The following is a 12486-nucleotide window of genomic DNA, read 5'->3' on the forward strand; positions in this document are numbered from 1 at the left end:
ACCAGGTTGGGATTTTGGTTCGAGCAATCCACAGCCTCCGTGCCGCGTTGCTCGCAGGCGCAAAGGGTAAGGCCGATCAAAAGAAGACCAGGAAATTTGTTCATCATCTACTTTCGATTACAGGATCGTATGATGAATGCAAACCTATGAGCCCTTGAGCCATGGGGAAACTAGGTAACTAGGCCATATGTCAAGGAGCATTGGGGCGTAAGACCAAGTTCAACCTCCCTGATTTTCATAGCGCATATGGAGTGCGCGCTGACATCATATTATGACTTCGGAAAATCCGCGACGTTTGAAAGTCCTTGGGACGACTTTGGTACGAATATAAAGACCAGACCCACGACAAAAGTCGCTAGGCGCGCTGCAGGCTGCCGATAGAGCATATTCGCCATTCAGGCGACCTTTCATGCGCTAAACAATGCATACAAGGCGGCAAGCCAGCGCCTCTGCCACACCTCCTGGCCGAACTGAGCAATAACGCTCGACACGCCACAGAATTCATATTATGTCATATGATGTAGGTCAATCTCATATGGAAGAGATGCTCCGTGTATGTAGGAACGCAGGTCGAGGCGCGGGATGATGACGACTATCGCGTTTTCGCTCAATTGGGGGTGAAACATATTTGCGCGGACCCGCCGGGAAAGCCGGAAAGCTGGACTCTTTCCGATCTTGAGCGCCTGCGCGACAAGGTCGAGAGTTTTGGGCTGATTCTGGACATGATCCAGCTTCCCTTGCCGTCTCAGCCGATTGAGAAGGCGACCTATCCCGATATTCTGCTTGCCGGACCGGATCGTGATCGCCAGATCGATGCAGTCTGCAAGCTCATCGAAGATGTGGCGGCCGCGGGAATTCCTGCAGCAAAATACAACCTCAACCTCATCGGCATTCCACGCACGCCGGAAGAACCTGGCCGTGGTGGTTCGATGAATGCGAGCTTCCGCTGGAATAAGGCGGACCACCAGGCTGCCCCGGGCCTTGCCGGCATCCTGTCGGAAGACGAAAACTGGGAGCGCATCGACTATTTCCTGGAGCGCGTCGTCCCTGTGGCGGAGAGCAATCGCGTCCGTCTCGCCTGCCACCCGCATGATCCCCATACGCCGCCGGGCTATCGCGGCGTTACCCGCGTCCTTGGCTCCGTCGAAGGCTTGAAGAAATTCGTGCTCATGCGCGAAAGCCCCTATCACGGGCTGAACTTCTGCCAGGGATCGGTCGGCGAGATGCTCGACAATCCGAGGGAGGAGATCGACGACATCATTCGCTGGTTCGGCACGCGCGGCAAGCTTTTCAACGTCCATTTCCGCAACATTCGCGGCGGCAAGCTCTCCTTCATGGAGACCTTCCCGGATGAGGGTGACATGGACATGGTCCGCTCCGCGAAAGTCTACAAGGAAGTCGGCTATCGATACATGCTGATGCCCGATCATGTGCCGACCATCAGTGGCCGGGACCCGACCGGCGTCGCTTTCGCCTTCTGCTACGGCTACATCGCCGCCCTCGTTCAGTCGCTCGAAGGCGCCTGAGAACCGTTGTCATACCAATCGACGATAGGATTCCAAGATGGACCCGATTGAACTGAAAAAGGCGGTTGGCAGCGGTCTGCTGTCCTTCCCGGTCACCCATTTCGACAGCGATCTCAAATTCGACGAGGCGAAATACCGCCGCCATGTCGAATGGCTGGCAGGCTATGATGCTGCAGCCCTTTTTGCAGCCGGCGGAACAGGTGAATTCTTCTCCCTCAATCCTGCCGAAATCCCGCAGGTTGTCCGCGCCGCAAAGGCATCCGCCGGCAATACGCCGATCATCTCCGGAACAGGCTACGGCACGTCGCTCGCCGTCGAGATCGCCAAGTCGGCCGAAAAGGCCGGAGCCGATGGGGTGCTGCTTTTGCCGCCTTACCTCATGTCTTCGGAGCAGACCGGCCTGATCGCCCATGTCAAGGCGGTCTGCCAATCCGTGGGGATCGGGGTCATCATCTACAATCGGGACAATGCGGTGCTTAGCGCCGACAGCATCGCGCGGCTTGCCGACGAGTGCCCCAACCTCATCGGCTGCAAGGACGGAGTCGGCGATGTCGACAAGGTGATCGAGATCACCACGACCCTCAAGGACCGTCTCGTCTATGTCGGTGGCATGCCGACCCATGAAGTCTATGCTCAGGCCTATTTCGCTGCCGGTGTCACGACCTATTCCTCCGCCGTCTTCAACTTCATCCCCGCGCTGGCCCAGCGTTTTTACAGTGCGTTGCGGAGCGCAGACCAGGCAACGGTGGACGAAATCCTCACAGGCTTCTTCTTCCCCTTCGTCGCCCTGCGCAATCGGAAGAAGGGCTATGCGGTCTCGATCATCAAGGCCGGCTTGCACGTTCTCGGCAAAGATCCCGGCCCGGTGCGGCCACCATTGACCGATCTGACGCCGGAGGAGCTGTCAGCACTCGCCAAGATTATCGAGATGGCCAAGGCAGCTTGAACCGATAGCGCAATTCCAGGAAAAGTGCGCAGCGGTTTTCCGTCGGCAGTTGCGGGAAAAGAGAGAGCGGTTCAGAATTTCGGTGAGCTGCATCCCCCGGGCGAACAGCACGCTCCGGGCTGTTCGATCGTTATTCCGTCGCCCTCGCCGGCGAGATGGTCACAGAATAACTACGGCCAAGGCTCAGTCACCATCGTGAACTTCACAGGCTTTCACATCCCGTAACGATGCTTGTCACCTTGGCAAGGAACCCGCGCCGAAGCGGAACTGCTGCCATAAAGCTGCCGTTCTATCGCCCACACGTCGCCGTGCTATGACCCCATAGAAACCGTTTGAGGGCCACATTGCCGCCGGATCGTTCCTGAAACCTAACCGGCGGTGATATCGAAACGATATGTCACCCCTAGCTCTACGCCGTCAAAGAGGTGTTCCCCCGCACGATTGAAGAGGAATTGAGATGATTGTTCGTCATATCCCCGCTGCATCGCTGACCGCTGCAATCTTGAGCTTGATGGTTCTCGGCAACCAGGCCTTTGCGCAGCAAGCAACACAAGGGCAGCCACCTGCGCAAGCGCAGCAGCCCGACAGCAATGCTGCGGCTGCACCCGTCAGCGACCAGAAGATAGAGGCCTTTGCCGTCGCCTATCTCCAGGTGGACAAGATCAGGCAGGAATACTCGGCCAAGATCGGCGCAACGCAGGATCCAACCGCGAAGCAACAGCTCCAGACCGAGGCAAGCAAGCAGATGGTGCAGGCCGTCCAGACCTCGCCGGGCATGTCGGTGAACGAATACAACGCAATTCTGACGGCCGCAAAGAGTGATCCGGCGCTTGTAAAGAAAGTCCAGGACAAGATCCAGAAAGCCGAGCCTGCACAGCAATAGGCATCGCACGATCTCCAGGTAAGTTGATCTCATGCCGCCGCCGCGCCAGGAGCTTCGATCTTGGCGCGGCGGCGGCATTTTTTACACAATCGTTTGAAAGCGGTCGTTGCGGCTTACCGGGCCGTTGCTTTCAGCACGATTTCGCCGAGAAATTCACCAGCATAGCAGCAGCTGAATAATCATGAGGGATCTTCAGGCAAAGTTGAGGTGAGCAGCCAGGGCTATGCCGCGTTCGCAATCGCGGCTGCGAAATCACGGTAGCTGTGCAGCGGACGGCCGAGGATGGTGGTCAGCCGTTCGATGTCGCCGGTCTCGGGGATCATGCCGTCGCTGACATAGCGTTCCGCCATCAGGCGCATCTCATAAGCGGTCCACTTCGGCATGAAGCTCGCCATGTTCTGCTCGAACCCACTGGGATCATCGCCGCCGTAAACAACCGGCCGGCCGAGCAGGTCCGACCAGATCTTGGCTATATCCGGGCCGGTCAGCGTGTCGGGGCCGACAAGGTTGATCGTCTCGATCGGCAGCTTGCCGGGAGCCTGGTCGCGGCGGATCAGCTCGATGGCGGCGACCTCGGCGATATCGCGGGCGTCCACCATGGCGACACCCTTGCTGCCGATCGGCATCGGATAGACGCCGTGATTGAGGATCACGTCCTTGATCATCAGCTCATTGTCGATGAAGTAGGTCGGGCGCAGGATGGTGGCGCTGAAGCCCATCTGCACGAGCATGCGCTCGGCGCCGAACTTGACGGCGAAATGCGGCACATTCACCGCGCGATCGGCTTCGAAGACAGAGAGATAGACGACGCGTTCGATGCCTGCCTCGCGGGCGATGTTGAGCGTGATGATTGCCTGGGCGAATTCATCGCTGGTAACGGCATTCAGCAGGAAGAGCGTGCTGACGCCATGGAAGGCACTGCGCAGGGCATCGATGTCGAGCAGGTCGCCTTGGGCAACTTCGACGCCGGCCGGGACATTGGCCTTCGAGGGGTCGCGGGTCAGCACGCGGACCTTTGCGCCGCGCTTGACGAGTTGATCGACGACGTGGTGGCCGACACGGCCGGTGGCGCCTGTAACGAGAATGGTCATTGTGGTTACTCCGGTTGCGGTGTTCAGTTGACAGTCATCAATTTAATGATCCACATTGATCCCAATAGACGCTCTATTTGGACTTGCTGTCTCACTGGTGAAACACATGGATCTGCTCGCTCTCGCCGATTTCAATCTGGTCGCCCGCCACGGCGGGTTCGGAAGGGCCGCTCGTGCAACCGGTCGTCCGAAGGCAACCTTGTCACGGCGCGTGGCCGAGCTGGAGGCAAGTCTCGACCTGCGCCTGTTCGAGCGCGGTGCACGAATGCTGAAGCTGACGGAGGAGGGGCGTGCGCTCTTCGAGCGAACGGGCGCGCTGCTGACAGAACTTGACGAAACGGCGAAGGCGATCGCATCGGGCGGACATAGCCCCCGGGGCCGGTTGAGGATCAGCGCGCCCTTGCTGTTCTCGCAGACGGCGTTGGGAAAGCTTGCAGCAGGATTCGTCCGGAAATATCCCGAAGTTCAGCTCGAGATCACGACGGAAGACCGGGCAGTCGACATGATCGAGGAAGCTTACGATGTGGTCATTCGCGTGAATCCGGAGCCGGATGAAAGTCTTGTCGGCCGCGTCTTCCTGCATGATCGGCTTGTTGTCGTGGCAAGTCCCGACCTGCCGCGTCCAGCAGGCCGCAATGCCGTTCCCGCCGTCAGCCGTGGAGCGATGAACCAGGCTGAATCGTGGGAGGTCACGACTTCAGCGGGAAAATTCCGCCTTGCGGCAAGGCCGGTTCTGAGCGTCTCCTCCTTCGTCATGGTTCGCGACGCCGTCCGCGCCGGCGTGGGCGCGGCGCGTCTACCCCTATCGCTCGCTATTCCGGATCTGGCCACCGGCAGGCTGGTGAGTTGGGGTGAGGTGGAAGGATTTCAGACTGCCCTTTGGGCGCTATACCCGACGCGGCGGCTGCTCAGCGCCCGCGTGTCTGCATTTCTGGATTATCTTAAGGAGGCTTTTCCTCGGGGAGCGCCCGAGGAGCTTGCGGCCTATATGGAATGACGGCGTAGCCGAACCATAAAGTGGGAGCGTGGCCCGATGTCTGTCTGGCTGAGCGCCGATAACGCCGGGTGAAAGGCCATTGGTCCAGACTGGAGCTATCTCGATCGCTGCAGCGCGAACGAATGCTTCGATTGCTCCCTACTTTGGAAACCGAGGGCGCTTCCGATCACTGCCGTATCTGCAGCTTCAAAGCTACCCTCGATAATCGGAGCAGACGCTGTCATCTCGCCCGTTAGCTTTGAGCGAGCGCGGTCTGTTTGCCGCCGCGTGCTGCCATCACGATGGTTCCCGCAAGGCATGCGGCGCCAAGGAACGACATGACGCCCAGCGGCCCCTGCAGATCGATCAATACGCCGCCCAGGACCGCTCCGCTCGAAATAGCGACCTGGAAAGCGGTCAGAAGCAATGCTCCTGCGCTTTCAGCTTCGTCGGGAGCAGCACGCGTGATGTAGCTCTGGATGGAGACGGGAAATGCGCCGAAGGCGAAACCCCAAATAGCAACTCCGACAATCGCCGCGAGCTCGGACGCGCCTACGGTTACGAAGATAGCGCCGGCAACGGCGATCAGGCTCGACGAGAAGACGGTGCCAACAGCAGCACTGCGCTCCGCGATCATGCCACCGACAATATTGCCGAAGAAACCACTGACGCCGTAGGCGAGGAGCACCAGCGACACCATCTCGACCTTGAGGTGGGCGATACCTTCCAGATACGGGCGAATATAAGTGAAGCCGGCAAAATGGCCTGCAACGATGAGAAGTGTGGTGATCAGACCCACCCGGATCTTGGGGCGCGTCAGAACGGCGCCGAGCGTTGACAAACCTGCGTGACCGGCTGGTGGCAACGACGGCACGGTGACAGCCTGGGCTATAAATGCAAGCACGCCGACGGCTCCGGCCAGGACGAAGGAAGCTCTCCATCCAAGGGTCGACCCCACATAGGAGCCAAGCGGGGCTGCCGTGACGGTGGCGAGGGAGACGCCGGTAAAGATCATCGCCATCGCCCGGGGAAGATGTTCAATCGGGACCAGCCGCATTGCAAGCGCGCCGGCCATTGCCCAGAAACCGCCGAGCCCGACGCCCAGCAGAACTCGCGATACGAGGAGCGAAATCAAATTGTTGGCGGTTGCCGCCAGAGCGCAGGAAAGAATCAGAAGAGCAGTCAGGCTAAAGAGCACACGGCGTCGGTCGAAGCTTCGCGTGGCTATGACGATACCGGGGCCTGCAAATGCAGCGACGACAGCCGTTGCCGTGACGGTTTGGCCAGTTTCCCCGGCAGAGAGACCTAGGTCGGAAGAGATTGGGGTTAGCAGACTGGCAGGCAGAAATTCCGCAGTAACGAGACCAAACACGCCGAGAGCCAGGGCGACGACGGCATCCCATCTTGGTCGGTGGGATGTCTCTGCCGTCGGCTGGTGGTGAGGAGATGAAATTGGCCTGAAATCGCTGTCTGCCATGGGGCGGTCCTATATTAAGATGTCTTGGCGCGCGTTGATGCCATTGAGCAAGAAGGTAGTCGTGACAGTCTGTACTTTCCATGCTAGGAAATCCGAGATGCTTGACTATTCGTCCAAAGATAATGCTGGCGAGACTCATGATGCCCTGAGCGAGATGCTGAGGGGCTTGCGGCTTGATGGCGTTGAATATGGTCGCTGTCGGCTCTCGGAGCCGTGGGCGACCTATTTTGCGCCGCAGTCGTCGGCGAGATTGCATTTCATTTCGTCCGGCTCCGCCTGGCTTCAGGCGCCGTCAGGCGATTGGCTTCCGTTGGGACCCGGCGATGCTGCGCTTCTGCCGCGTGGCAATGCGCATATGATTGCAAGCGAGCCAGGCATCCCGCCGGTGCCTTTCGAGCAATTTGACCGCAAGGAAGTCTGCCGGGATGTCTTCGATCTCCAGTGCCAGGATGCGTGTGGGGGAACGGTGGCTTTGACCGCGGCGATGCGCTTCAATATCGACAACCTTCATCCGCTGCTGCGGTTGATGCCCGACACCATGCTCACCAGCGATCTAGCCAAGAACGAGCCGGCGATTCCGCATTTGCTCGACGCCATGACGCGTGAAGTGCAGATGGATCGGGTCGGCGCGGGAGGTATATTGGCAAGGCTCGCGGATGTCTTGACCGCAACATTGATCAGGACGTGGGTCGAACATGGCTGCGGCGATACCACCGGCTGGATTGCCGCGGTGCGCAACCCCGAAATCGGCCGGGTGCTGGCCGCAATTCACCTGGAGCCGGACCGTGACTGGAGTTTGGCGGCACTTGCGAACCTGATAGGCATCTCACGGTCTGGTTTCGCGGAGCGATTCCTGAAAGTCGTGGGGGAAACGCCGGCGCGCTACGTGGCGCGGGTGCGCATGCATCAGGCTCTTCAGTGGCTGCGTGGCGGAATGCGTGTCTCCGTGGTCGCGCAGAGATTGGGCTACGACGCCGAAGCATCGTTCAGCCGTGCCTTCAAGCGCATTATCGGTGCGCCACCGAGCCAGTTCCGCAAGGGCAGCGGAGCTGAAACGAATTCGCTCCCTGTGGATTGAAGCTCTCACCATCGCGAGAATGTGCAACGCCGGCGGCAATCGGTTCAGAGATCGTCAGCCTTGGCCAATAACGCGTTCTTCAACGGCGATAGCGCGTGAGACAATGTAGACAGAAGCATGTCTCTTGGCACGCCGTCGGCCGCCTGCACTGATAGACCGTGAAGAAAAGCGGCGTAGAATTCCGCCAGCGTGCGCGGGTCGGCATCAGGTTTCAACTCGCCGGCCTTCGATGCCATTTTCAGACGCTCGTGTAGGGAGGCAGCGCGGTCCCGCCGGTATCGGCCGAGCCGCTTGCGAACGGCCTGGTTATTGATCGTATAGTTGGTGGCCGCCATCACGATCATGCAGCCGTGTGGGTGATTGGGGCGCGTATAGAGCAGGACCGCATCCCGCAGAAGTCGCTCGAAGGCATCGAGAATAGTCGATTCTTCAGCCAGTGCTCGAGTGGCAAATCCGCCCTCACCGGAGGCGTACAGCATGACCGCTTCCTGGAACAGCGCCTCTTTCGATTCGAAAGCGGCATAGATGCGCGCCGACGCTATGCCCATGGCGTCGACGAGGTCGGACATCGAGACGCCTTCGTAGCCTCGCTCCCAGAAGAGGTCGCGGGCTTTGGCCAGCGCCTCATCACGATCAAATTCCCGCGGCCGTCCTGCCATGCTTAACCTCAATCTTTGTCATTCAACAAATAATCACCTTGACTCGGCTACGCAAGCTTCACATTATTTGTTGATCAACAAAGAATTGACGGAGAGGATAAATGGACCACATTGCAGAAAGACCATCAGTCGGGGCAGGCGCGGCGAATTTCAACCGGACGGCTGCACTAGCGCTCCTCGCATTCGCACAGTTGATCATCTCGCTCGATATCAACATCGTCTTCGTCGCCTTGCTCAAAATCGGCGAGGGTCTCGACTTTTCCGGTCAGACGCTGCAATGGGTCGTCAGCGCCTACACAGTCTTCTGCGGCGGTTTTCTGCTCTTCGGCGGGCGTGCGGCGGACCTCATCGGCCAACGCCGATTGTTCATCACGGCGCTCGGGCTCTATGCGATATCCTCACTGGTGGGGGGATTGGCCTGGGAGCCCGCAGTCATCATCGCAGCGCGAGCCGTCCAAGGCATCGGCGGCGCTTTTCTATTTCCGGCCACGCTTTCGCTCGTCAACCGCTTGTTTGCGGAGGGGGCAGCGCGCAACCGGGCTCTGGCAGTCTGGGGAGGGGCGGGTGCCAGCGGTCTTACGATCGGATCGCTTGCCGGCGGTTTTCTAACGAGCGCTTTTGGCTGGCCATCGGTGTTTTTCGTCAATGTCTTCCTCGCCTTGATTGCAATCGTCGCAGCCTTTTTCGTCATCCCGCGAGATCCTCGCGTGCCCCACGGCCGCTCCTTCGACTTGTCGGGAGCGCTGACGGTTACGGGAGGCGCCACTCTGCTGGTGTTCGCACTCGTCCAGGGGCCGGTGTTCGGCTGGAATGCCGCACCTATTCTCTGGGCCTTCGGTCTATCGGCGCTTCTGCTGCTGGCGTTCATGATCATCGAATCGCAAAGTCGCGATCCATTGATGCCTCTCAGGCTGTTCGGCAACCGCATGCTTGTGACGAGCATGGCCATCACCTTTCTCTACATGGGTACGTTTGGAGCCTTGCCGTATTTTCTGACGGTGCTGTTTCAGGATATCCATCACTTCACGGCCTCAGAGACAGGCCTTGCCTTCCTCGTTCCCTCGCTTGCCATTGCTGCCGGTACTCAAATCGGCGAGCGGTACGCGTCGCGCTTTTCGGCGCGATCGACATTGATCGCAGGAATGCTGGTAGGGGCAGCGGGCACCGTTATCATGGTGGCCGGGGCGTGGCCCGAAAGCAGTTATGCGGCCATCGTTCCGGGTCTGCTCGTCTCGGGGATCGGTCAGGGTGTCGTGTGGACCGCAATGTGGATCATTGCCGGTTCCGGAGTGCCGGATCGCGAACAGGGCGTTGCATCGGGGATGGCGTCGACCACGATGAACATCGGCAACGCCGTTGGTCTTGCTGTCCTTGTTGGTTTTGCCAATGCTTATGCCGGTTTTGCAGGAGGCAAGGTATCTGCCAGCGACCTGGCGAGCGGTGTTCGTCTCGCCTTTTGGCTTTGCGCGGCGGGTGGCATCATCGCCACGGCTATTGCCGTGGCAGCGCTGATCCGACCGCGGCGATCGCAGGAATGACCAGCTATCCGTCTTCGATTTAGATATCGATACGCCCAAGGGAAAGTCGCGGAATTTCAGTAAATCGTGCCCCTATCGGCAGTGAACAAATTCCGAAGATCGAGACCCTTCGCCCAACTCCTGCTCCCCTGCTGCGGCATCCCATCAATCGCAACATTTATCGTTGGAGCTGGCCCGACACCATCTGCATGATGAGTGTGATCCGGTGGGACCGGAAAGCGGGCCTTATTCTGCCGTGGCGCTCAAGCTCCGCCAATCCGTGGAGCGCTGCCCAGAAAGTCTCCGTGGCGGTATCCACGTCCTGGGCGAAGGGCGCGATCACCGTCGCCATGGCTCCGAAGCCCTCCCGGAGCTGCGTTGGCGTATCGGATCTGGCGAAGCGCAGACCGGTGGGAAGGATAAACATCGCCTCGTACATTGCCGGTCGGGCAAAGGCGAAATCGAGATAGGCGGTCGCCACGCCTTCTATTGCCTCCTCGGGCGTGGACGACGGCCGGATCGCGGCGCGGAGTATCCCGGCCAGCTCGCCGAATCCTTCGAGTGCGACTGCGCCGACGATTTCATCGCGATTTTGGAAATGCGAGTAGAGAACGGGCTGGCTGTATTCGATCTCGTCGGCGAGACGCCGGATGGTGACCGAGGCCCAGCCGTCGCGTTCCGCGATCGTCCTCGCAGCGACAACGATCCTGCGGCCTCGTTCCTCCCTTTCCCGGGCTTTGCGTTCGCTGATACCCACCTTGGCTCCCGTCTTCATTCGCACGAATTCCCTTTTCCTGAAGCTATCAAAAAGAACGTCGATTGACAAACTAGCAATGCTAGAATATATGATGACGCTATAAGAGCTGGTCGCGACGCGGCGTATCGGAGAAGAGATAGCAATGGATTCAGTTCAAATTTTCACGGGCACAACGGTGCTCAATACCGTCCTCGTTTGGCTGTCCTCAGCCGCGTTTCTCGTCGGGGCCATGGTCAACATGAGCGGCCATTCAAAAGTCCGCGCGGGCTTCGTGCAGCTCGGATTTCCGTTCTGGTGGTGCTGGATCACGGGCGCACTCGAACTCCTAACCGCAGTGCTGCTGGTTACAGCCGGCAGCCGATATATCGGGGTCGCCTTGGGCACCTGCATCATGCTCGCAGCGATCGCGGCCATTGTCCGTATCCGGAACTATCGCGAGCTACCGCCGCCAATGCTGTTCCTGCTGTTGCTGATGCTGGCCGGTGTCAACAGTCATGCCTGAGCATCTCGCGGCACATAAGTTCATCACCCTGAGAACCTCCGCGTAACCGGCTGACTAAAACTATCCATCGCCAGACGTTGGACGTCACCCGACCCCCCATCAACCTCTTTTGAAAGAAGGCACCGTACGGAGCGAAATCGCCTCCGGACTGCGCAAAGCCACGGCCCCAAGGAGGCCAGATCATTATGTCACATCGCGAAACCAATACAGCCGTCGTCTATCATTCCGGCTACGGTCACACTCAGCGAATGGCGGAAGCCGTCGCGGAAGGGGCGGGTGGTACACTCTACGCCATTGACGCTGACGGCAACCTTTCAGACGAGGCCTGGGCCGCATTGGATGCCGCCGACGCCATCATCTTCGGATCGCCGACCTACATGGGTGGTCCGAGCTGGCAGTTTAAAAAATTTGCCGACACGTCCTCGAAGGCCTGGTTTGCCAACAAATGGCAGGACAAGGTCTTCGGAGGCTTTACCAACAGCGCCAGCCTGAACGGTGACAAGCTCAACACCCTCGAATATTTCGTTCTTCTGACGGGACAGCACGGCGGTCTGTGGGTCAGCCTGGGTATGAAGCCAGCAAACGTGAAGGCATCGAAGCGTGACGATGCCAACAGGATGGGATCGTACATCGCGCCCATGGCTCAGTCCGACGCCGATGCAGCCCCGAGCGAAATGTCGGTCGGCGATCTGGAAACAGCCCGCGCTTACGGCGAGCGCGTCGCATGGGTTGCGCTGCGGCTCGCGTTGGCTCAGGCGGCTTGATATCGGCACCGGTTCTCAAGGCGTAAACGGCTGCTGGCTCCCGTGGGCAGGCGGCCGCTTACTGCGTAACCGGCTCCTGGCGTGGCGGCGTGAAGATCGACTGTGCATGTTCAATCCGGTTGGTTTTCCCGGTCATTTTCTACCTACGGATCGCGAATTCTCGCATTGATCGTCCGTCAGCCTCTTCCATACGGACGTGGCTCGGCTACGTCCCGGGAAGTTGTGCTCACGTCTGCGGTGGAAAAATCCTGCCAGCCATTGTCGGGCGGCCCCCGTTTCAATCGTCCCTAAGATAACACGCCATAAATGG

Annotated in this window: 12 protein-coding genes; 8 read left to right on the plus strand and 4 right to left on the minus strand. The window is 59.3% G+C overall.

Annotated features, from left to right (window positions below):
- Positions 1–551 precede the first annotated feature (551 nt).
- From FHT73_RS12455 to FHT73_RS12465, 3 genes are all read left to right on the plus strand, one after another.
- Positions 552–1526 (plus strand): mannonate dehydratase, encoded by a 975-nt coding sequence (locus FHT73_RS12455; RefSeq protein WP_183711953.1) that lies wholly within the window; start codon positions 552–554, stop codon positions 1524–1526.
- A 37-nt stretch (positions 1527–1563) separates the two neighbouring features.
- Positions 1564–2472: a 5-dehydro-4-deoxyglucarate dehydratase gene (gene kdgD / locus FHT73_RS12460; protein WP_183711955.1), complete on the plus strand. Its 909-nt coding sequence runs from the start codon at positions 1564–1566 to the stop codon at positions 2470–2472.
- Between the two features lie 457 nt (positions 2473–2929).
- A complete protein-coding gene (locus FHT73_RS12465; RefSeq protein WP_112611204.1) occupies positions 2930–3355 on the plus strand; it encodes a DUF4168 domain-containing protein in 426 nt (141 codons plus the stop codon).
- Positions 3356–3576: 221 nt separating this feature from the next.
- On the opposite strand, the gene FHT73_RS12470 is transcribed toward FHT73_RS12465, so the two are convergent.
- A complete protein-coding gene (locus tag FHT73_RS12470) occupies positions 3577–4446 on the minus strand; it encodes an NmrA/HSCARG family protein (protein WP_183711957.1) in 870 nt (289 codons plus the stop codon).
- A gap of 106 nt (positions 4447–4552) precedes the next feature.
- Between FHT73_RS12470 and FHT73_RS12475 the strand changes: the two genes are divergently transcribed.
- Complete coding sequence (locus tag FHT73_RS12475; protein WP_183711959.1) at positions 4553–5443, plus strand: LysR family transcriptional regulator; 891 nt, start codon at positions 4553–4555, stop codon at positions 5441–5443.
- A 232-nt stretch (positions 5444–5675) separates the two neighbouring features.
- Here FHT73_RS12475 and FHT73_RS12480 read toward each other — a convergent pair whose 3' ends face one another.
- The gene (locus tag FHT73_RS12480) at positions 5676–6899 is read right to left on the minus strand and encodes an MFS transporter (RefSeq protein ID WP_183711961.1); all 1224 of its coding nucleotides are present in this window, start codon (positions 6897–6899) and stop codon (positions 5676–5678) included.
- Between the two features lie 97 nt (positions 6900–6996).
- On the opposite strand from FHT73_RS12480, the gene FHT73_RS12485 reads away from it, so the two are divergent.
- Positions 6997–7977, plus strand: a complete 981-nt coding sequence (locus FHT73_RS12485; RefSeq protein ID WP_183711963.1) for an AraC family transcriptional regulator — start codon at positions 6997–6999, stop codon at positions 7975–7977.
- A 44-nt stretch (positions 7978–8021) separates the two neighbouring features.
- Here FHT73_RS12485 and FHT73_RS12490 read toward each other — a convergent pair whose 3' ends face one another.
- Positions 8022–8636 (minus strand): TetR/AcrR family transcriptional regulator, encoded by a 615-nt coding sequence (locus FHT73_RS12490; protein ID WP_183711965.1) that lies wholly within the window; start codon positions 8634–8636, stop codon positions 8022–8024.
- A gap of 101 nt (positions 8637–8737) precedes the next feature.
- Here FHT73_RS12490 and FHT73_RS12495 point away from each other — a divergent pair, with 101 nt between their 5' ends.
- Complete coding sequence (locus FHT73_RS12495) at positions 8738–10174, plus strand: MFS transporter (RefSeq protein ID WP_210290340.1); 1437 nt, start codon at positions 8738–8740, stop codon at positions 10172–10174.
- Positions 10175–10331: 157 nt separating this feature from the next.
- Here the strand turns inward: FHT73_RS12495 and FHT73_RS12500 are convergent, their stop codons facing one another.
- Positions 10332–10910: a TetR/AcrR family transcriptional regulator gene (locus FHT73_RS12500; RefSeq protein WP_112338257.1), complete on the minus strand. Its 579-nt coding sequence runs from the start codon at positions 10908–10910 to the stop codon at positions 10332–10334.
- Positions 10911–11052: 142 nt separating this feature from the next.
- Here FHT73_RS12500 and FHT73_RS12505 point away from each other — a divergent pair, with 142 nt between their 5' ends.
- Both FHT73_RS12505 and FHT73_RS12510 read left to right on the plus strand, forming a co-directional pair.
- Positions 11053–11412: a DoxX family protein gene (locus FHT73_RS12505; RefSeq protein WP_112400131.1), complete on the plus strand. Its 360-nt coding sequence runs from the start codon at positions 11053–11055 to the stop codon at positions 11410–11412.
- A gap of 185 nt (positions 11413–11597) precedes the next feature.
- Positions 11598–12176: a flavodoxin family protein gene (locus tag FHT73_RS12510; protein ID WP_183711967.1), complete on the plus strand. Its 579-nt coding sequence runs from the start codon at positions 11598–11600 to the stop codon at positions 12174–12176.
- The last annotated feature ends 310 nt before the right edge of the window (positions 12177–12486 follow it).

This window comes from Rhizobium sp. BK098, from assembly GCF_014193155.1.
In the GTDB taxonomy this organism is placed as follows: domain Bacteria; phylum Pseudomonadota; class Alphaproteobacteria; order Rhizobiales; family Rhizobiaceae; genus Rhizobium.